A 20,791-nucleotide genomic window follows, 5' to 3' on the forward strand; every position below is an offset into this window, starting at 1 on the left:
CCAGCTCGGCGAGGCCTTCGGCGACGTCGAGTTTGTCCAGGGCGGCCTTGGCGCGCACGATGGCGGCGGAGTCACTGGCGGTGACGGCGCGGGCTTCGAGGGCGGCTTTGGCGCCGTCACCGTCGAGGCGGTCCATGTTGGCTTCGGTGGCGTGGCCGGCGTTGGCGCCTTTGGTGGCTACTTCGCCTTCTTCTTCTTTGTCGAATTCGTCCCAGCTCAGCATGACGTGTCGTCTCCTGCGTGAGGGCTCAAAGGTGCCCGTGTGAAACCGGATGGTTGGGTGTTCACACGGCCCTGAGGCCGCGGTGGATCTTAAGGAATCGTTTGTTGCAGCTAGCGCACGCATTAAACGGAATAGGGTTACGGGTGCTCTGCGTGAGGCTTGAGGTGCGGAGCGGTAGGTGCTTGCTCCAGCGGGAGGCCTCAGGTCTGGCTCTTCATCCCAGTGTAAAGGGATATTGCAGGCCCGATTTACACGCGCATTATAGGGAAAAAATCGGCTTTGTGTTGTGGCGGATGGTCACGGATCGCAGACAAAAAGCCTGCTTTTCAAGCCAAAGCGCGGGTTTGCTGGGGTTGGCCGGAGGGACGAGCGGCAGGATTTTTTTCGAGGGGGCGCAGCGAGGGGAGGAGGGGCCCGGTTCTTTGCCGCAAGAACGATTTCTTGCGGCGAATAAGATCGGGTTCAGGTCAACCTAATCAGGTAATTAGCCGTTAGAACAACCATTGCCCATCACATGGTAATTAAGAATGTGACGCTGACCTTGTGAGTCTTCATATTCCATCTTCACCGGTACAACTTCACACACTTCCGGAATACTGCTCATGGACACTACTTTGGCAACATCCAAGTGGGTGCTGTAAGTGTAATCCTCAACGATCGGGGTGTTGCGGCTAGCTACGTCAGTCGGGGCTTCGTCGGCCAGGGCGGCGGTGACGCACAAGCTGCTGAGGGCCATAACTACTAAAGCTTTCATTTCTCTATATACCTTATTCAGGGCGAGTGGGGTCACGGGGCCCTTGTGAGGCCACGTGTGTAACTTAGGGTTGGAAAGTTCGGATTAACGTTGCCTTCGTGGGGGCTGTTGCGTTGTTAATCACAGTGTCGTGTTGACGGAGTTGATTTTAGGCCTGCGGGTTATATTCATATACCCGTACTTTTGATAAACACTATTGGCGGTTTTTGTAACAATCCCGTGGTAAAGCTTTTTTCACACAGCTGCGAAGCGCCGCAGCCCGCGGGCTAGAGGTGTAGACGGCGATATCAGGGCAATTTGTAGGGGCTTGTTACTACCATCGTCGAATGGTTCTATAGGTCGGCCCCGGCTACAACAGGGCCATACAACAACAACTATGTCACCGAGGTAAGAAAGATGAGTGCGGCTTCCCTGTACCCCGTCCGCCCCGAAGTAGCAGCCAACACGCTGACCGACGAGGCGACCTACAAGGCCATGTACCAGCAGTCGGTGGTCAACCCCGATGGCTTCTGGCGCGAGCAAGCCAAGCGCCTTGACTGGATCAAGCCTTTCACCACGGTGAAGCAGACCTCGTTCGACGATCACCATGTCGACATCAAGTGGTTCGCCGATGGCACGCTGAACGTTTCCTACAACTGCCTGGACCGTCACCTCGCCGAGCGCGGCGATCAGGCGGCGATCATCTGGGAAGGCGATGACCCTTCCGAAAGCCGCACCATCACCTACCGCGAGCTGCATGAAGAAGTCTGCAAGTTCGCCAACGCCCTGCGCGGTCAGGATGTGCATCGCGGCGACGTGGTGACTATCTATATGCCGATGATCCCCGAAGCCGTGGTCGCCATGCTGGCCTGTACCCGCATCGGTGCGATCCATTCCGTGGTGTTCGGCGGTTTCTCGCCGGAGGCCCTGGCCGGTCGCATCATCGACTGTAAGTCGAAGGTAGTGATCACCGCCGACGAAGGCATCCGCGCGGGTAAGAAGATTCCGCTGAAGGCCAACGTCGACGACGCCCTGACCAACCCGGAAACCAGCAGCATCCAGAAAGTCATCGTGTGCAAGCGCACCAATGGCAACATCAAGTGGAACCAGCATCGCGACATCTGGTACGAAGACCTGATGAAAGTGGCCGGCACTGTGTGCGCGCCGAAAGAGATGGGGGCTGAAGAAGCGCTGTTCATTCTTTATACCTCTGGCTCAACCGGCAAGCCTAAAGGCGTGCAGCACACCACCGGCGGCTACCTGTTGTACGCAGCCCTGACCCATGAGCGCGTGTTCGACTACCGCCCAGGTGAAATCTACTGGTGCACCGCCGACGTCGGCTGGGTCACCGGCCACACCTATATCGTCTACGGGCCGCTGGCCAATGGCGCGACCACGCTGCTGTTCGAAGGCGTGCCGAACTACCCGGATATCACGCGGGTGGCGAAGATCGTCGACAAGCACAAGGTCAACATCCTCTACACCGCACCGACCGCGATCCGCGCGATGATGGCTTCGGGCACCGCTGCCTGTGAAGGCGCCGATGGCAGCAGCCTGCGTTTGCTGGGTTCGGTGGGCGAGCCGATCAACCCGGAAGCCTGGGACTGGTACTACAAGAACGTCGGCCAATCCCGTTGCCCGATTGTCGATACCTGGTGGCAGACCGAAACCGGCGGCAACATGATGAGCCCACTGCCGGGCGCCCATGCGCTTAAGCCGGGTTCGGCGGCGCGTCCGTTCTTCGGCGTGGTGCCGGCATTGGTGGATAACCTGGGCAACCTGATCGAAGGGGCTGCCGAGGGCAACCTGGTGATCCTCGATTCGTGGCCAGGCCAGGCGCGGACGCTGTTCGGCGACCATGACCGTTTCGTCGACACCTACTTCAAGACCTTCCGTGGCATGTACTTCACCGGTGACGGTGCGCGTCGTGATGAGGATGGCTACTACTGGATCACCGGCCGCGTGGACGACGTGTTGAACGTGTCCGGCCACCGCATGGGTACCGCCGAGATCGAAAGCGCCATGGTTGCCCACCCGAAAGTCGCCGAAGCGGCGGTGGTGGGTGTGCCGCACGACATCAAGGGCCAGGGCATCTATGTGTATGTCACGCTCAAAAATGGCGAAGAGCCGAACGAAGCCCTGCGCCTGGAACTGAAAAACTGGGTGCGCAAGGAAATCGGTCCGATCGCTTCGCCGGACGTGATCCAGTGGGCACCGGGCTTGCCGAAGACGCGTTCGGGGAAAATCATGCGCCGTATCTTGCGCAAGATTGCCACGGGCGAGTACGACGGGTTGGGCGACATTTCCACCTTGGCGGACCCGGGTGTGGTCGCGCATTTGATTGAAACGCACAAGACCATGAACGTCGCGTAAGGCGGGTTGATGGGACAGAGCCCCATTCGGTGTGAGCCGAGTGGGGCTTTTTTGTGGGATCTGGCAAACGCTTGAAATCCCTGTGGGAGCGGGCTTGCTCGCGAATGCGGTGTATCAGTCAAAGATGTATTGACTGACCCGCCGCATTCGCGAGCAAGCCCGCTCCCACATCGGGAGGGTACTGCGAGCAGGTATCGGTTAGTGATCTGAAAGACCGGTATAACCTGCAACCCAATAAATATCGGTTTCTCGCGTAGGAGGTTTCTGAATGTTACCGTCGAACGCAAATGTGTAACCCCACGCCCAAACCTGAGGCAAAGGGCTACGCCTATGCCCCGAAAAACCGCGTTTTAGACGCTCCAAGAAATAAGATTAAACGCCAGACTTGCCGTGCTAGAAGGGTTTGCGAATAATAGGCCCGCAACTTGCAGCATCTACAGGTTTAATGTCTTTTGTCTCTGCATAAAATTCAGAGGCTGTCAATGAGCTGGAACCGCTTTCTCGGTGCTTCTGTAAATTGTTGTCGCATTGAGGAAATATCGGCTTCCGGCCTGTCGTTAGAATGCCGATCACTCGCTCGTCGTCTCCAGTATGTCGCTGGTGTGGGACGCAGCACCGCAATTCGGTTTCCCTTACGCCGCATCGTGGGCCATGGCTCATACTGCTGTTTTGCCCTATACCGATGGAGTCCCAAGATGAAGAAACTCGTGCTGTTGGGCGCCCTGGCGCTGTCCGTGCTGTCCATGCAGGCTTTCGCTGAAGGCAAGCCTCTGAAAATTGGTATCGAAGCGGCTTACCCTCCGTTTGCCTCCAAAGCGCCCGATGGCAGTATCGTCGGCTTTGACTACGATATCGGCAACGCCCTGTGCGAAGAGATGAAGGTCAAGTGCACCTGGGTCGAGCAAGAGTTCGACGGCCTGATCCCCGCGCTGAAAGTGCGCAAGATCGACGCGATCCTGTCGTCCATGTCCATCACTGACGACCGCAAGAAGTCCGTGGACTTCACCAACCGCTACTACCTGACCCCAGCGCGCCTGGTATTGAAGGAAGGCACCGCCGTCAGCGACAGCCTGGATGAACTGAAGGGCAAGAAGATCGGCGTACAGCGCGGTTCGATCCACGATCGTTTCGCCAAGGAAGTCCTGGCGCCTAAAGGCGCAACCATTGTGCCTTACAGCTCGCAGAACGAAATCTACCTGGACGTGGAAGCCGGTCGCCTCGACGGCACCGTGGCTGACGCGACCCTGCTGCAGGAAGGTTTCCTCGATACCCCGGCTGGCAAAGGCTACGCGTTCACCGGCCCAGCCTTCACCGACGCCAAATACTTCGGTGACGGCATAGGCATCGCGGTACGCAAGGGCGACAAGGAAAACCTGGACCGTATCAACGCTGCCATCGCCGCGATCCGTGCCAATGGCAAGTACAAAGAAATCGAGAAAAAGTACTTCAACTTCGACATTTACGGCCCTGAAGCCCAGTAAATCGTCGCAGCTGTCTGTCCGAAATGGCGCAAGCAACAGAATTCCTGAGGTTTGCGCCATTTTTTCATCCCCCTTTTCGAGGACCTGAATCATGTTGAAAGGCTACGGGGCCGTCATCCTCGATGGCGCATGGTTGACGCTTCAGCTCGCCTTGTCGTCCATGGCCTTGGCCATTGTTCTGGGTCTGATCGGGGTCGCGTTACGCCTGTCGCCGGTGCGCTGGTTGGCCTGGCTGGGTGACTTGTACTCCACGGTGATCCGCGGGATCCCCGACCTGGTGCTGATCCTGCTGATTTTCTATGGCGGCCAGGACTTGCTCAACCGCGTCGCGCCGATGCTCGGCTACGACGACTATATCGACTTGAACCCCTTGGCCGCCGGTATCGGCACCCTGGGTTTCATCTTTGGCGCCTACCTCTCGGAAACCTTCCGTGGCGCCTTCATGGCCATTCCCAAGGGTCAGGCCGAAGCCGGCCTGGCGTATGGCATGAGCAGTTTCCAGGTGTTTTTCCGGGTGATGGTGCCGCAGATGATCCGTCTGGCGATCCCTGGCTTCACCAACAACTGGCTGGTACTGACCAAGGCCACTGCGCTGATTTCGGTGGTGGGCCTGCAAGACATGATGTTCAAGGCCAAGCAGGCGGCAGACGCCACCCGCGAGCCTTTTACCTTCTTCCTCGCAGTGGCGGCGATGTACCTGGTGATCACCAGCGTGTCGTTGCTGGCCTTGCGTCATCTTGAGAAGCGCTACTCGGTAGGCGTAAGGGCGGCTGATCTATGATCTTCGACTACAACGTCATCTGGGAGGCCATGCCGCTGTACCTTGGCGGGCTGCTGACCACCCTGAAACTGCTCGCCATCTCGCTGTTCTTCGGCTTGCTCGCTGCCTTGCCTTTGGGCTTGATGCGCGTGTCCAAGCAGCCGATTGTCAACGGCGCGGCCTGGCTCTACACCTATGTGATCCGTGGCACGCCGATGCTGGTGCAGTTGTTCCTGATCTATTACGGCCTGGCCCAGTTCGAAGCGGTGCGCGAAAGTTTCCTGTGGCCGCTGTTGTCCAGTGCCACGTTCTGCGCGTGCCTGGCGTTTGCGATCAACACCAGCGCCTACACCGCCGAGATCATTGCCGGCAGCCTCAAGGCCACCCCCAACGGCGAGATCGAAGCGGCCAAGGCGATGGGGATGTCGCGCTATAAGCTGTACCGCCGCATCCTGTTGCCATCGGCCTTGCGTCGGGCGCTGCCGCAGTACAGTAACGAAGTGATCATGATGCTGCAGACCACCAGCCTGGCCTCCATCGTCACCCTGATCGACATCACCGGTGCCGCGCGCACGGTGAACGCCCAGTTCTACCTGCCGTTCGAAGCCTATATCACCGCCGGTGTGTTCTACCTGTGCCTGACCTTCATCCTAGTGCGCCTGTTCAAGTTGGCCGAGCGCCGCTGGCTGAGCTACCTGGCTCCACGGAAGCACTGATATGGAACGTGTCGATCACCTGTTGCCCTGGGGCCACCTGGGGTGCGAGCGCCAACTGAGCGTGTTCCGTTTCGGCCAGGGCGAACGCAAGGCCTATATTCAGGCCAGCTTGCACGCCGATGAGTTGCCGGGGATGCGCGCCGCGTGGGAGCTGAAGAAGCGCCTCACCGAACTGGAACAGCAAGGTGCGCTCAATGGCGTGATCGAGCTGGTGCCGGTCGCCAACCCGATGGGCCTGGGCCAGTTGCTGCAAGGCAGCCACCAGGGCCGTTTCGAAGTGGGCAGCGGCAAGAATTTCAACCGCGATTTCGTTGAGCTGAGCGAGCCGGTGGCCAAGTTGCTCACGGGCAAGCTGGGGGATGATCCTCACGCCAACGTGCGCATGATTCGCCAGGCGATGACCGATGCGCTCAACGCATTGCCCGAGCCGAACAGCCAGTTGCAAGGCATGCAGCGCATCCTGCTCAGCCACGCCTGCACCGCCGATGTCGTGCTCGACCTGCACTGCGACGCCGAAGCCGCGCTGCACATGTACGCATTGCCCCAGCACTGGCCGCAGTGGCGTTCGCTGTCGGCGCACCTGAATGTGAAAGTCGGCCTGCTGGCGGAAGACTCCGGCGGCAGCTCGTTCGATGAAGCCTGTTCGCTGCCGTGGCTGCGTCTGTCCCAGGCATTCCCCGAGGCGCAGATCCCGCTGGCCTGCCTGGCGACTACGCTGGAATTGGGCGGTCAGGCGGATACGGGACGTGACGAGGCGATCTTCCACGCCGAAGGCATTCTCGCGTTCCTCGCCGAGCAGGGGTTGATCAAGGGCGAATGGCCCGCGCCACAATTCGAACCCTGTGAAGGCCTGCCCTTCGAAGGCACCGAATTACTGTTTGCGCCCCACGCCGGCGTGATCAGCTACCTGCGTAAAGCGGGTGAGTGGGTCGAAAAAGGCGAACCGATTTTTGAAGTGATTGACCCCTTGGAGGACCGCGTCAGCACCCTTTGCGCGGGCACCTCGGGGGTGTTGTTTGCCGTTGAACGGCTACGTTATGCCCAAGCGGGTTTCTGGCTGGCCAAGGTGGCGGGGCGCGATGCGCTGCGTCACGGGCGCTTGCTCAACGACTGACCACCTGTTTCTGTGAGAACCGACCGCATGTACAAACTTGAAGTCCAAGACCTGCATAAACGCTATGGCAGTCATGAAGTGCTCAAAGGCGTGTCCCTGGCTGCTGCAGCCGGTGATGTGATCAGCATCATCGGTTCCAGCGGTTCAGGCAAAAGTACCTTTTTGCGCTGCATCAACCTGCTGGAGCAACCCCACGCCGGCAAGATTCTGCTCAACAACGAAGAGCTGAAGCTGGTGGCCAACAAGGACGGCGCCATGAAGGCCGCCGACCCCAAGCAACTGCAACGCATGCGTTCGCGCTTGTCCATGGTGTTCCAGCATTTCAACCTGTGGTCGCACATGACCGCGATTGAAAACGTGATGGAAGCGCCCGTGCACGTGCTCGGCGTGTCGAAGAAAGAAGCCCGTGAAAAGGCCGAGCACTACCTGGCCAAGGTCGGCGTGGGCCATCGTAAGGATGCGTTCCCTGGCCACATGTCCGGCGGTGAGCAGCAGCGCGTAGCCATCGCCCGGGCCCTGGCGATGGAACCTGAGGTGATGCTGTTCGACGAACCCACCTCGGCCCTCGACCCGGAACTGGTCGGTGAAGTGCTCAAGGTGATGCAGGACCTGGCCCAGGAAGGCCGCACCATGGTGGTGGTGACCCACGAAATGGGCTTTGCCCGTGAAGTCTCGAACCAACTGGTGTTCCTGCACAAAGGTATCGTCGAAGAGCGCGGCAACCCGCGTGAAGTGCTGGTGAACCCACAATCGGAGCGCTTGCAGCAGTTCCTCTCGGGCAGCCTGAAATAATCAAGACTGCTTTGTGCACTGAAGTAGTGCATGCTCGGCAGTCTTCAGGTTGGCCGAGGCCCCCTGTGGGAGCCGGCTTGCTCGCGAAGCGGAGTGTCAGTCGATACATGTGTAGCTGAAGTACCGCCTTCGCGAGCAAGCCCGCTCCGACATTTGGATATTCATCAGCTTTAAAGATTTGTGTTGGTTTACGGGCTAGCATTAGCCCTTGTCTTCATTACGTTACTCGCTTCGGATAGCACTCCATGACCGCCCATAAAATTGGTTTCCTGATTTGGCCCAGCACAAAAGCCCTGACGCTTGCGCTGGCTGAGGAGGCCTTGCGCGTTGCCCAGCGGGTGCATCCGGACGTGGTCTACGAGCTGTCGTTCCTGCAAGCCGAGCCGTCCACCGAGGGCGCCTGGCAACTGCCGGGCGAGCCGTGGGGCGGTAAGCTGGAGGGCTTCCAGAAGCTGTTCCTGCTGGCGGACGAACCCCCCGCGGTCATCGCCTCCCCATTGAGCACCGCCCTCAAGCAACTGGTTCGCGCCGGATGCGTGATCGGTGGCTTGTCGGCTGGTGTGTACCCGCTGGCCCAGCTCGGCCTGCTCGACGGCTATCGTGCCGCCGTGCACTGGCGCTGGCAGGACGATTTTGCCGAGCGTTTCCCCAAGGTCATCGCCACCAGCCATTTGTTCGACTGGGACCGCGATCGACTCACCGCCTGCGGTGGCATGTCGGTGCTCGACCTGCTCCTGGCAGTGTTGGCCCGTGATCATGGCGCCGAACTGGCCGGTGCGGTCTCCGAAGAGTTGGTGGTGGAACGCATCCGTGAAGGTGGCGAACGCCAGCGCATTCCGCTGCAAAACCGCTTGGGATCCAGCCATCCCAAGCTGACCCAGGCCGTGCTGCTGATGGAAGCCAACATTGAAGAGCCGCTGACGACCGACGAAATCGCCCAGCATGTGTGCGTGTCGCGACGACAACTCGAACGGATCTTCAAGCAGTACCTCAATCGCGTCCCCAGCCAGTACTACCTGGAGCTGCGCCTGAACAAGGCCCGCCAGATGTTGATGCAAACCAGCAAGTCGATCATCCAGATCGGCCTGTCGTGCGGTTTTTCCTCAGGGCCGCACTTCTCCAGCGCCTACCGTAATTTTTTCGGCGCCACCCCTCGTGAAGACCGCAACCAGCGCCGTAGCAGCAGCCCGTTTGAGTTGTCGTCGGTACCGTCCGAGCGCGGTTGATCGACAGCGGGGTCTTATTCCTCCATCGGCTCTGGTGAACGGGGCCTGACCAAAGGACTGCCGTTCTCATCCAGCCCGGCTGCGGCCACCGCTAAGTCGTCACCGGTCAGCAGGTAGTAGTGCCTGAGCGTATCCAGGCTCGATGCCGACAAGGGGTTGCCGCTGATGTCTGAGTCGGTGTCGAGCTGCGTGGCCAGCTGCAGAAAGTCTGCAGGAATCTCTTCGATCAAATTGTCGCTCAAGTCCAGGCTGCGCAACTCGTGCAAGGCGAACAGCCCTTGTGGGAGGTGGGTAATGTCGGTGTCTGGCAGGTACAGCGTTTCCAGTTCGGTCAGTTGACTGACGTCAGGCGTGAGGCCCAGCCGGTTGCCACCCAGGTCCAGGTACGCCAGTCCGCTCATCCATGACAGGGCGTGGACACTGGTGGGTGTCAAGCGGATAGCTGACTCGGTCAGGCTCAGGGCGTTGAGCGCTGGCAGGCTGAGTGCGGTGAGGGGAATTTCGCCCAGACTGAATCGTGTGATGACCAGGCTCCTGAGTTTGGGGAAGCATTTGAGCAGTCCGTCGATGCGGGTGGTGGTGCCATTGCCTTCTAGGTCGAGTGTTGTCACATGGTCGAACCGGGCGCTCAGTTCGGGCAGCTCGCCCAGTATCGGCATTTCAAAAGTCAGCTTATGGGTCGGCCGAACGTCGTCATTGTTGTCGTCCAGTTCGCTTTCGCGGCGCCAGGCTGCTTCAAGCACCGTTTTGAATGCACGGCGATTAAGCTGATCCTGTGCCCGCGTTTGTTCATCCAATGGTGTGTCCACGACGGGGTGCCGTTCTGGGACATTCACCACCCACTCTTCTAGGTCAGTGCGCAGTTGTGCGTATTCGGTTTCAAGTTGTTCGATGGCAGGCTCTGCCGCGTCCAGGTCACCGGGCAGCTCGAAAAAGAAGCGGCTGGCTTCGTGTTCGGTGAAGGTGGGGTACAGCGCTTTGATCCTTTCTCGCGACGTCGTTGGGGCATCGACGCGCCAATGCTCGCCAGTGCGTTGGCAATGGCGTTTGATCTGCATCAGTCCCGAGCGGTTCAGCGGGTTGCGGGAGAGGTCGAAGACGGCGGTTACTGAGTCGGGGAGCCTGAACGCGCTGTCGGGAATCTGGGTGATCAGGTTGTTGCTCAGGTTGACGCGTTGGCGCTCCACGGCCTTCAGCAGGCCGTCGGGGATTGCCGTCAAGCCGGTGTCTTCAAGTTCGATGCTGGTAAGTCTGGGCAGCGCGCTGAAATCCGGCAGTTGCCCCAGAGCGGTGTTATGGCTCAAGTCCAGTGTTGCCAGCTCGCTCAGCGTGGTGAGTGAGGCGGCACTCTCGGTTGATAAGGTGAGCGCGCAACGGGGCAGGCGCAAGGATGACAGTTGCGGCAGGTCCCATACCGAAGCAGGGATATCGCCCATCACATACCCCTCGATGAATAAGTGGTTAAGGGTCGGGAATCCTCTGAAAAAAAGCGGCGACTGCAACGGGAATGGACCCTGCGCGCCCTTCAGGTGCAATGAAGACACGTGCCTGAACACGCCGCTGTCGAGTGACGGGAAGGTGCCAGTCACAGGCTGCGGGCTTTCCACGGTGAACGTGGAAATGGCCTGTGGGTTGCTCGTATCCAATGCACCTTCTCGGCGCCAGCACGCTTGGAGTTCCTCTTTGAACGCCACTCGCCGGGCTTGCTCCTCCGGTGCGGGGGCCTGTCGTGCCCACGTATCAAGCCCGTCGGACAGGTCGGCATATTCGACTTCCAGCCGTGCCAGTTCGATCTGACCTATTTCAATCGTGCCGGGCAGGCCAAAGAGAAAGCGGTTGACTTCGTTCACGCTAAAGTCCGGGAAGAGCGTGTTGACGCGCTGAATATCGATTGCCAGGGCATCGACTTCCCAATAGCGGCCTGTTCGCTGGTAATAACTTTTTACCTGCTCCAAGGTCGCTCGCGACAGGGGATTGCCCGAGAGGTCGAAGGTGGCCGAGGTGTCGGCGGGCAGGTCGAACAGCGCAGAAGGCAACTGCGTGATCCGGTTTCTGGACAGCACCGCCAGCTCCAGCGATGCTCGACTGAGCAGCCCGGCAGGGAGGTTGGAAATACCGGTCTCGGACAGGTCCAGAGCGCGCAGATCAATCATGCGTTCAACGCTCGGAGACAATCCCAGCGGGTTGCTGTACAGGTCCAGGGTTCGAAGTCTATTCATGGCTGTCAGCGTATTCAGGCTATCGGGCGTCAGGGTGATAGCGCAGTTGCTGAGGATCAACGTGTTGAGGCGCGGCATTGCGCTGAGAGTGGCTGGCAGCTGACCCAGTTGGGCATGGGTGATGCTGAGGTGGCGAATGTTCGGAAAGCTGCGCAAAAAAACATCGATATTAGTCAGTGCTGTCTGGTTGCCACTGAGTTCAAGGAAGGAAATATGCTCGAAATTGGCCGGCAGCGCCGGTAGCTCCCCATACAAAATAGCGTGCGATTTGAGTGTCTGACCGTTTTGGCTGGGATGCTCGAAGTAGGCGTCTGTTTCGGTTTCCCGGCGCCAGGCGCTTAAGAGTTCACGCCAGAAAAGGACGCGGTTTTGCCGCATGTCACTGTATTCCTGACGGCCCATGCTCACCTCGGTGCCCGGATAGCTGTGCGGGGGGCGGGCGGCCCAGTCGGCCAGGGCACGATTCAGATGCTGAAACTCCTGGCGCAGGGCCGTTAATGTCGCAAAGGCTCCGCCCGGACGGCGCTCCAGCGTTTGGATCATCTCGCCGATCTGTTCATCGGTGTGGGCTGGATACAGTTCCCGTGCCAGCGCCTGCAGGTCGTGCTGTTCGGCCGGTGCCGCCGGGTAGTTGTCCAAGCCCAGCAGGCGCAGGTGGGTGCGGGTGTCGGTGGGCGCGCGTGTGGGTTCGGCGGTGATCAGCGTACGCAACGGCGCGCGTTTCAGGGCATGGGTGCGCAGGGCCAGCCTTAAAGCGGGGCCTTGGCCGATGTGCAAGCCCAGGGCGTTGCGCTCGGCATCGGGGAGGGCCTGCAGCACCGCGTTGTACAGGTCGGTCGCGCCGGACAGTTCGCCGCTGTCGTCTTGCGGGGTGTAACGCCCGTCGGGCGAACGGACCAGGGTTCGTTTGATGCGTGCCTTCGGTTTGCCGATGGCATCCAGGAGGGCGGCCTCGGGCGTGGAGCTTCTGATCTCAATGCGCAGCTTTTTTCCTGCCCAGCCAGGCAATTTCTCCAGGGAGTGCAAGGCCAGTCGGTGGGTGTCGAGGGTCTCCGTCGAGTCGAGGTACAAGCCGTCGTAGGCATGGTTCACCCTGGCTTCATCCCGCAGCGATTGGGCCAACTCGCTCAAGCGCACGGGGATCTTGCCTTCGTCAACGGCCTTGAGTTCCTGGCTGTTGGCGGTGTCCAGCAGGGCGTCGGCTGCGGTGAGCGGCAATCCGGGTGTGTTGTCTATCATGGCCCGTTGGCGAGGGGTGATAGGGCGCTCCAGCTGTTGGTAGCGGGTGTCGAACAGTTCAGCTCGATGCGATTGGGCCCGCCCGGCCAGTTGTTTCCTGAGTTTAAGCGCGCGATTTTTCAGGGAGGTGACCGGGTCGCCGAATGCTTCCCCCAGCAAGGTTTTGCGTTGGGGCTCATCCAGGGCCTCCAGCAGCGTTTCCAGCACGACATCTTGTTTCAGCTGGGCTTCGTGTATCTGCACCACACTGGCGTTTTTTTCGCCGGGCAGCTCCCAGGCGGTTCTGCCGTTTGAGTCAAGGAAACGCAGGGTCTTGGCTTTTGGCCAAAGCTCCAGGTTGGCCAGCAGGTGCAGTTGGGACTGCGCATCGGCCCGTCGGTAAATCGCCGGATCATCGCTGTTCATTTGATCGATGAAGTCCTGTAACGCCTGGTCGATCCGGAAGCGATCAACGGTGTCGGTCAGCAAGGGGGGCGGCTGATGCTGGTTGACGTACATCTTGCGCAGCGCACCTTCGCGGGTGCCGCTGATACGACGAGCAGCGACCAACTGCTCATCACTGAGCCCGGCGGTTCTAGGACCTTGGCGTTTCATGAGGGTGGTGCTGTCCCAGCTCAGCGGCGTGTCCAGCTCATTTAGCCAGGCGCCCTTGTCGTTGCTCAGCAGGGGTGGGCGGTAGGCATTGCTCCGGGTGGGATGTTGCAGGTAGCGCTGCTGGGTGATGGGATCGGTCTCGACCATGAAAGGTTTGTCCGCGAGCAGCAGGATGTTTTTACCGTTGTAGGCATGCAGCCCTTGGGCGTTTGGGTAGGAGTGGCTCGCCAGTCGGAGGTCGTGGGCGTAGGGCGCGAGGTCGGGTTTCCAGAGCCGCGTCTTGCCATCGGGTAGAGCGACAGGCTTGAAACTGTCGAAAAACTTTATGGCATCAGCGGGTAATAGCGTGCGCAGGGCGCTCGCGGCAATGGGCGCACCCGCGATGAACAGGCCCAGTTGTATCCCTTGCTCTACGAATGACAGCAAATGTGCGAACGCCTCGGTCACGTCGCCCACCGCCCAGTCGATGACCCATTCGAAGGCCTCGTCCAGCATTTGGTAGGCGCTGTAGCCAAGCATCAGCAAACCCACGGGCGGCACAAACGGGGCGACGATGAGCGCCGCGATTTGCAGGATCGCCGAGGCGACTTTCTGCACGATGGCCCAGCGCTCCCAGCGTACTCGCTGGTCGACGCTGGCGGTGGACACCGCGATGGCGCGGGCATCGCTGAACACCTTGCTGAGTTTTGTCTGAAACAAGTGGGTGAACAGATCCCCACTGATCGCAGTGGCGCGGAATGCCAGGTGCGGCTGGTCGATGGGTGTTTCGCGCCAGGACGGCAGTGGATCGCCGCGGGTGTGCGGGTGCCAGGTGACCTTGGACAGCCTGCGGTTGAGGTCGGCGAAGAAGAGGCCGCGTTCTTCGTGGCTGATGAAACGGCTGAAGAATTGTTGATACTCGGCGCTGCGCAGGTTGTTGCCCAGGGCGGTCATGAAGTCGACAAGAGTGGGGTACTGCTTGAGCGGTGCGTAAGGGTCGTCGGGGATATAGGCGATAACGCCTACGGGATGCCGGCTGCCGATGTTCTCGGCAAACAGCACGATGCCGGTGAGCGCCGTCGACATGATGCTCAGGTTGTAGCACTGCAGTGGGTAGCAGGTGCTTGGGTTGTCGTCGGTGTTGAGCAGGCGCTGCAACCGTGTGACGGACTGATCATCGTGCAGATCGCCTTTCATCCAGGCCATTTTCAGCGCGACGTTCAAGTCTGCTGCCTGGCTGTGCTTGAGCTTCAGTTGCAGGCTGGCCATGGCCAGCGGGTTGTTGAAGTCAAAGAACTGCTCAAGGTAGCGTTGGTACTTGGCGCCGATGTCCAGCTCGCGGCACAAAGCGGTGAACTGCGCCACCATGATGCGTGTGTCGAGCGCAGGCAGCGTGTCGAATTGGCCGGTGCTGGTGGGCTTGGTGATGAAGCCGGATGACGCTTCAAATACCTCGCCGGCTTCGAAGTTGTGCAGGGCCGCGTCCAGCAATGACACGGTCCAGGTTCTTGCCGCGCCTGAGCGCACCGAGAACCATGGGATCGTCAGGGGAATATAAAGGCGCAAATACGTGGTCTCGACGTCACGTTCGATGCCAAAGCGCCGTTTGAGTAACTGCGCGAGCAGGGGCGCCCCGAATGCCTGCGGCGATTTCAGGGTGCCCATGGCCTGATCCACCTTGGATTGTGCCTCCCAGGCACGACTCACTCGGTTTTTCAGGGTGTCATGAGCGTCGGGGGACGCGGTTTTGTACCACTGCGGAATGCTTGGCTTAACGTTGTTCAGCGCTGTGCGCTTGGCCGGGGAAAGGGTGGGCAGCCACGCGGGCACGGCTTGCATGAGGATATCCTGGTGCAGGTCGCGATATGCCGACACGTCCGGGAGCTGAATGGGTGAGGTCACTGGAATACGCCTTTGCGTGATGAACAGGCGCAGTAGCAGAACAATTTCGGCCAGTCGGCCGGAGGTAGATAGATAGCCGGCTGCCGATTACATTGCCGCTATCCTGCCCGACCACCTGCCGCTGGGACACGCGAGCGTTTAAACTGCGCCATTGCGACGCTATTTGTCGCATTGGCGTAAACCCGCCAAAATCGCGGGTTGGCGCTATAAGAAGTTGTCGCTTGGCGGCAAGGCCGCGCTGAAAACTGTCCTTACAATCCCTGCATCGCCCGCCAGTTCCAGGCAGGCGTTCCTCTTCAGGAGACTCCGATGTCCGTTGAGCAAGCCCCGGTGCAACGTGCCGATTTCGACCAGGTCATGGTGCCTAACTACGCACCGGCTGCATTCATCCCTGTGCGTGGCGAAGGTTCGCGCGTATGGGACCAGGCGGGTCGCGAGCTGATCGACTTTGCCGGCGGCATCGCGGTCAACGTATTGGGCCATGCCCATCCGGCGCTGGTCGGTGCGCTGACCGAACAGGCCCACAAGCTGTGGCACGTCTCCAACGTCTTCACCAATGAGCCGGCCCTGCGCCTGGCCCACAAGCTGATCGACGCCACCTTCGCCGAGCGTGTGTTCTTCTGCAACTCCGGCGCCGAGGCCAACGAGGCCGCGTTCAAGCTGGCCCGTCGCGTGGCGTTCGACCGTTTCGGCAGCGAGAAATACGAGATCATCGCGGCGCTCAACAGCTTCCATGGCCGTACCCTGTTCACCGTCAACGTCGGTGGGCAGTCCAAGTACTCCGATGGTTTCGGTCCTAAAATCACCGGTATCACCCACGTTCCTTATAACGACCTGGACGCGCTGAAAGCCGCCGTGTCGGATAAGACCTGCGCCGTTGTATTGGAACCGATCCAGGGCGAAGGCGGCGTGCTGCCGGCCGAACTGGCTTACCTGCAAGGCGCCCGCGACTTGTGCGACGCGAACAACGCGCTGCTGGTGTTCGACGAAGTGCAGACCGGCATGGGCCGCAGTGGCCACCTGTTCGCTTACCAGCACTACGGCGTGACCCCGGACATCCTCACCAGCGCCAAGAGCCTGGGCGGTGGTTTCCCGATCGCGGCAATGCTCACCACCGAAGCGTTGGCCAAGCACCTGGTGGTCGGCACCCACGGCACCACCTACGGCGGCAACCCGCTGGCGTGTGCGGTGGCCGAGGCGGTGATCGACGTGATCAACACCCCTGAAGTGCTGGCCGGCGTGAATGCCAAGCACGACCTGTTCAAGGCGCGCCTGGAGCAGATCGGCAAGCAGTACGGTATCTTCACCGAAGTGCGCGGCATGGGCCTGCTGCTCGGTTGCGTGCTGAGCGACGCGTTCAAGGGCAAGGCCAAGGACGTGTTCAACGCGGCCGAGAAAGAAAACCTGATGATCCTGCAAGCCGGCCCCGACGTGGTGCGTTTCGCGCCGAGCCTGGTGGTGGAAGACGCGGACATCAAGGAAGGCCTGGACCGTTTTGAACGTGCTGTGAAGACGTTGACGCAAGCCTGATGGACCGATCGGTGCCTGGCGATCAGGCGTCGAGCAAAATTCTATAGGCCGGACCGAGTCAACTGTGGGAGCTGGCTTGCCTGCGATAGCATCACTTCGGTGCAACTGACAGACCGAGGTGCCTGCATCGCAGGCAAGCCAGCTCCCACAGGGATCTGCTTGCACATTGAAATGTGTGTGAACTTGGATCTCGTGTCCGGCATTTTTTCCTGTGAGTTTTTCGAGTTAAGGAGTGACACCATGCTGGTGATGCGCCCCGCGCAAATGGCTGATCTGGGCGAGGTACAGCGTCTGGCTGCGGACAGCCCGATTGGTGTCACCTCCTTGCCGGACGATGTGGAACGACTGAGCGACAAGATCGCCGCCAGCGAAGCATCCTTCGCCGCAGAGGTCAGTTTCAACGGCGAAGAGAGTTATTTCTTCGTGCTCGAAGACACCGAGACCGGCAAGCTCGCCGGCTGCTCGGCCATCGTCGCCTCGGCTGGCTACTCGGAACCCTTCTACAGCTTCCGTAACGAGACCTTCGTGCACGCCTCCCGCGAGCTGAAGATCCACAACAAGATCCACGTGCTTTCCCAGTGCCACGACCTTACCGGCAACAGCCTGCTCACCAGTTTCTACGTGGTGCCGGAGCTGGTGGGGTCGCCGTGGTCGGAACTCAATTCCCGTGGCCGCCTGCTGTTCGTCGCCAGCCATCCCGAGCGCTTTGCCGACTCTGTGGTGACCGAGATCGTCGGCTACAGCGACGAGAACGGTGACTCGCCGTTCTGGGACGCCATCGGCCGCAACTTCTTCGACCTCAATTACGCCGCCGCCGAGCGCCTGTGCGGGCTGAAAAGCCGCACCTTCCTCGCCGAATTGATGCCGCATTACCCGATCTATGTGCCGCTGCTGCCGGACGAAGCCCAGGAAGCCATGGGCCAGGTACACCCGCGTGCGCAGATCACCTTCGACATCCTCATGCGTGAAGGCTTCGAGACCGATCACTACATCGACATCTTCGACGGTGGCCCGACGCTGCATGCACGGGTCTCGGGCATTCGCTCGATTGCCCAGAGCCGCGTGGTGCCGGTGAAGATCGGTGAGATGGTCAAGGGTGTCGGCCGCCAGTATCTGGTGAGCAACGCACAGTTGCAGGATTACCGCGCGGTGATGCTGGAGCTGGACTATGCGCCCGGCAAGCCGGTGACGTTGGACCTCGCAGCGGCCGAAGCCCTGGGTGTTGGCGAAGGCGCGAGCGTGCGCCTGGTAGCGGTTTAAAAAGAGAGTTTCGCGGGTGGCTGACAACAGCGGCCCGTCTGAGGAGATAGCATGATCGTTCGTCCCGTACGCAGCAGCGATTTACCGGCCCTGATTGATCTGGCGCGCAGCACCGGCACTGGCCTCACCACCTTGCCGGCCAACGAGGAGCGCCTGACCCATCGGGTAGGCTGGGCCGAGAAAACCTTTCGCGGCGACGCCGGGCGTGGTGATGCCGACTACCTGTTCGTGCTGGAAAACGACGAAGGTCGCGTGGTGGGGATTTCCGCCATCGCCGGCGCCGTTGGCCTGCGTGAACCCTGGTACAACTTCCGGGTCGGCCTGACGGTCAGCGCCTCCCAGGAGCTGAATATCTACCGCGAGATCCCGACGCTGTTCCTGGCCAACGACCTCACCGGCAATTCCGAGCTGTGTTCGTTGTTCCTGCACGCAGATTACCGCACCGGCCTCAACGGCCGCATGCTGGCCAAGGCACGTCTGCTGTTTATCGCCGAATTCCCGCACCTGTTTGGCAACAAGATCATCGCCGAGATGCGCGGTGTGTCTAACGACGCCGGGCGTTCGCCGTTCTGGGAAAGCCTGGGTCGGCACTTCTTCAAGATGGAATTCAGCCAGGCCGATTACCTCACCGGTGTGGGCAACAAGGCGTTTATCGCCGAGCTGATGCCAAAGTTTCCCCTGTACAGCTGCTTCCTGTCTGAAGACGCGCGCAATGTGATCGGCAAGGTCCACCCGGACACTGAGCCCGCCTTGAGCATGCTCAAGAGCGAAGGCTTCAGCTACCAGGGCTATGTCGACATCTTCGACGCGGGACCTGCGGTGGAGTGTGAAACCACCAAGATCCGCGCCGTGCGTGACAGCCAGTCGCTGGTGTTGGCCATCGGTACGCCGGGGGACGATGCCACGCCGTTCCTGATCCATAACCGCAAGCGTGAAGAGTGCCGCATTACCGCCGCACCGGCCCGTCTGGCGGCAGGCACGCTGGTGGTCGATCCACAGACCGCCAAGCGCCTGCAACTGGTGGTGGGTGATCAAGTGCGTGCCGTTCCGTTGTCCGCTGCTCGGGAGTCGAAATAATGAATTCGTTGTATATCGCAGGGAGCTGGCTGGCCGGCCAGGGTGAACTGTTTGAATCGCGCAACCCGGTGACCCAGCAGGTGCTGTGGGCCGGCAATGGCGCCACCGCCGAGCAGGTCGAATCCGCTGTGCAGGCCGCACGCCAGGCGTTCCCTGCGTGGGCCAAGCGTCCGCTGGAAGAGCGCATCAGTGTGCTGGAGGCCTTCGCTGCCACCCTGAAAAGCCGTGCCGACGATATCGCCCGTTGCATCGGGGAAGAAACCGGCAAGCCGCTGTGGGAGTCGGCCACCGAAGTCACCAGCATGGCGAACAAGATCGCGATCTCGGTGCAAAGCTACCGTGAGCGTACCGGCGAGAAGAGCGGCCCCCTGGGCGACGCCACTGCGGTGTTGCGCCACAAGCCGCACGGTGTGGTGGCAGTGTTTGGCCCGTACAACTTCCCTGGCCACTTGCCGAACGGGCATATCGTCCCGGCCTTGCTGGCGGGCAATACCGTGCTGTTCAAGCCGAGCGAGCTGACCCCCAAGGTTGCCGAGCTGACCGTGCAGTGCTGGATCGAAGCCGGATTGCCGGCAGGCGTATTGAACCTGCTGCAAGGCGCGCGGGAAACCGGCATCGCGTTGGCGGCCAACCCAGGTATCGACGGGTTGTTCTTCACCGGTTCCAGCCGTACCGGCAATCATCTGCATCAGCAATTCTCCGGGCGTCCGGACAAGATCCTGGCCCTGGAAATGGGCGGCAACAACCCGCTCGTGGTCGACGAAGTGGCCGACGTGGATGCAGCGGTCTACACCATCATCCAGTCGGCGTTTATCTCTGCCGGCCAGCGCTGCACCTGTGCGCGCCGCTTGCTGGTGCCGGAAGGCGCCTGGGGCGACGCATTGCTGGCGCGCCTGGTGGCGGTCAGCTCGACCATCGAGGTGGGCGCATTTGATCAGCAACCCGCGCCGTTCATGGGCTCGGTGATCTCCCTCGCAGCGGCCAAGGCCTTGATGGACGCTCAGGAACTGATGTTGGCCAATGGCGCCGTGGCGCTGCTGGAGATGACCCAGCCCCAGGACCAGGCCGCGTTGCTGACCCCTGGCATCATCGACGTGACCGGCGTCACCGAACGCGAAGACGAGGAGCTGTTCGGCCCCTTGTTGCAGGTGATCCGCTACGCTGATTTTGAAGCGGCGATTGCCGAGGCCAACAACACCCAGTACGGCCTGGCCGCTGGTTTGTTGTCGGACTCCGAAGCGCGCTACCAGCAGTTCTGGCTGGAAAGCCGCGCCGGTATCGTCAACTGGAACAAACAGCTGACCGGCGCCGCCAGTACCGCGCCGTTCGGTGGGGTGGGGGCGTCGGGCAACCATCGCGCCAGTGCGTATTACGCCGCGGATTACTGCGCGTACCCGGTGGCCTCGCTTGAGACCCCGAGCCTGGTATTGCCAGCCACGCTGACCCCGGGCATAACACTGGTCTAAAAATGTGGAAGCGGGCTTGCTCGCGAATGCGGTCTGTCAGTTGATGTATGAGGTGACTGGTGCACCGCTTTCGCGAGCAAGCCCGCTCCCGCATTGGATCTGTGGTG

General features: G+C 60.6%; 13 protein-coding genes and 1 pseudogene. 11 read left to right on the forward strand and 3 right to left on the reverse strand.

The annotated features are described in order from the left end of the window. Window positions 1-223 (reverse strand): annotated as a pseudogene (locus tag AC4PS7_RS09190) (ribonucleotide-diphosphate reductase subunit beta); the annotation flags it as partial. Window positions 224-707: 484 nt separating this feature from the next. After that, window positions 708-977: a DUF2790 domain-containing protein gene (locus tag AC4PS7_RS09195; RefSeq protein WP_021491461.1), complete on the reverse strand. Its 270-nt coding sequence runs from the start codon at window positions 975-977 to the stop codon at window positions 708-710. 396 nt (window positions 978-1,373) lie between these two features. On the opposite strand from AC4PS7_RS09195, the gene acs reads away from it, so the two are divergent. From acs to AC4PS7_RS09230, 7 genes are all read left to right on the forward strand, one after another. Then, window positions 1,374-3,329, forward strand: a complete 1,956-nt coding sequence (acs, locus tag AC4PS7_RS09200; protein WP_010208301.1) for an acetate--CoA ligase — start codon at window positions 1,374-1,376, stop codon at window positions 3,327-3,329. 695 nt (window positions 3,330-4,024) lie between these two features. Next, window positions 4,025-4,810, forward strand: a complete 786-nt coding sequence (locus AC4PS7_RS09205) for an ABC transporter substrate-binding protein (protein ID WP_010208303.1) — start codon at window positions 4,025-4,027, stop codon at window positions 4,808-4,810. 91 nt (window positions 4,811-4,901) lie between these two features. Further along, window positions 4,902-5,591, forward strand: coding sequence for an ABC transporter permease (locus AC4PS7_RS09210; RefSeq protein WP_010208305.1), 690 nt, complete (start codon window positions 4,902-4,904; stop codon window positions 5,589-5,591). Next, window positions 5,588-6,286: an ABC transporter permease gene (locus tag AC4PS7_RS09215; RefSeq protein WP_010208307.1), complete on the forward strand. Its 699-nt coding sequence runs from the start codon at window positions 5,588-5,590 to the stop codon at window positions 6,284-6,286. Before AC4PS7_RS09210 ends, AC4PS7_RS09215 begins: the two co-directional genes overlap by 4 nt. 1 nt (window position 6,287) lies before the next feature. Then, the gene (locus tag AC4PS7_RS09220) at window positions 6,288-7,400 is read left to right on the forward strand and encodes a succinylglutamate desuccinylase/aspartoacylase family protein (protein ID WP_021491462.1); all 1,113 of its coding nucleotides are present in this window, start codon (window positions 6,288-6,290) and stop codon (window positions 7,398-7,400) included. 27 nt (window positions 7,401-7,427) lie between these two features. After that, entirely contained in the window at window positions 7,428-8,192 is a 765-nt protein-coding gene (locus tag AC4PS7_RS09225) for an ABC transporter ATP-binding protein (protein ID WP_010208310.1), read from the forward strand. Window positions 8,193-8,437: 245 nt separating this feature from the next. Then, window positions 8,438-9,418 (forward strand): GlxA family transcriptional regulator, encoded by a 981-nt coding sequence (locus tag AC4PS7_RS09230; RefSeq protein WP_010208312.1) that lies wholly within the window; start codon window positions 8,438-8,440, stop codon window positions 9,416-9,418. A 14-nt stretch (window positions 9,419-9,432) separates the two neighbouring features. Here AC4PS7_RS09230 and AC4PS7_RS09235 read toward each other — a convergent pair whose 3' ends face one another. After that, on the reverse strand, window positions 9,433-15,351 hold the full coding sequence (locus AC4PS7_RS09235; protein ID WP_492179360.1) for a dermonecrotic toxin domain-containing protein: 5,919 nt from the start codon (window positions 15,349-15,351) through the stop codon (window positions 9,433-9,435). A gap of 309 nt (window positions 15,352-15,660) precedes the next feature. On the opposite strand from AC4PS7_RS09235, the gene AC4PS7_RS09240 reads away from it, so the two are divergent. The 4 genes from AC4PS7_RS09240 to astD all read left to right on the forward strand — a co-directional run bounded on the left by AC4PS7_RS09240 (window position 15,661) and on the right by astD (window position 20,684). Next, window positions 15,661-16,881, forward strand: coding sequence for an aspartate aminotransferase family protein (locus AC4PS7_RS09240; protein ID WP_021491465.1), 1,221 nt, complete (start codon window positions 15,661-15,663; stop codon window positions 16,879-16,881). A gap of 240 nt (window positions 16,882-17,121) precedes the next feature. Next, entirely contained in the window at window positions 17,122-18,141 is a 1,020-nt protein-coding gene (gene aruF / locus AC4PS7_RS09245) for an arginine/ornithine succinyltransferase subunit alpha (RefSeq protein ID WP_003175655.1), read from the forward strand. A 51-nt stretch (window positions 18,142-18,192) separates the two neighbouring features. Continuing rightward, entirely contained in the window at window positions 18,193-19,218 is a 1,026-nt protein-coding gene (gene astA, locus AC4PS7_RS09250; protein ID WP_010208317.1) for an arginine N-succinyltransferase, read from the forward strand. Continuing rightward, complete coding sequence (astD, locus tag AC4PS7_RS09255; protein WP_162483030.1) at window positions 19,215-20,684, forward strand: succinylglutamate-semialdehyde dehydrogenase; 1,470 nt, start codon at window positions 19,215-19,217, stop codon at window positions 20,682-20,684. Before astA ends, astD begins: the two co-directional genes overlap by 4 nt. The last annotated feature ends 107 nt before the right edge of the window (window positions 20,685-20,791 follow it).

This window comes from Pseudomonas sp. DW-iso3 (genome assembly GCF_058725305.1).

Coding starts and splice junctions, on each gene's coding strand:
- AC4PS7_RS09210 (WP_010208305.1), top strand. CDS start 4,902: ATGTTGAAAGGCTACGGGGCCGTCATCCTCGATGGCGCATGGTTGACG.
- astA (WP_010208317.1), top strand. CDS start 18,193: ATGATCGTTCGTCCCGTACGCAGCAGCGATTTACCGGCCCTGATTGAT.
- AC4PS7_RS09225 (WP_010208310.1), top strand. CDS start 7,428: ATGTACAAACTTGAAGTCCAAGACCTGCATAAACGCTATGGCAGTCAT.
- AC4PS7_RS09195 (WP_021491461.1), bottom strand. CDS start 977: ATGAAAGCTTTAGTAGTTATGGCCCTCAGCAGCTTGTGCGTCACCGCC.
- AC4PS7_RS09205 (WP_010208303.1), top strand. CDS start 4,025: ATGAAGAAACTCGTGCTGTTGGGCGCCCTGGCGCTGTCCGTGCTGTCC.
- aruF (WP_003175655.1), top strand. CDS start 17,122: ATGCTGGTGATGCGCCCCGCGCAAATGGCTGATCTGGGCGAGGTACAG.
- AC4PS7_RS09240 (WP_021491465.1), top strand. CDS start 15,661: ATGTCCGTTGAGCAAGCCCCGGTGCAACGTGCCGATTTCGACCAGGTC.
- AC4PS7_RS09230 (WP_010208312.1), top strand. CDS start 8,438: ATGACCGCCCATAAAATTGGTTTCCTGATTTGGCCCAGCACAAAAGCC.
- AC4PS7_RS09220 (WP_021491462.1), top strand. CDS start 6,288: ATGGAACGTGTCGATCACCTGTTGCCCTGGGGCCACCTGGGGTGCGAG.
- AC4PS7_RS09215 (WP_010208307.1), top strand. CDS start 5,588: ATGATCTTCGACTACAACGTCATCTGGGAGGCCATGCCGCTGTACCTT.
- acs (WP_010208301.1), top strand. CDS start 1,374: ATGAGTGCGGCTTCCCTGTACCCCGTCCGCCCCGAAGTAGCAGCCAAC.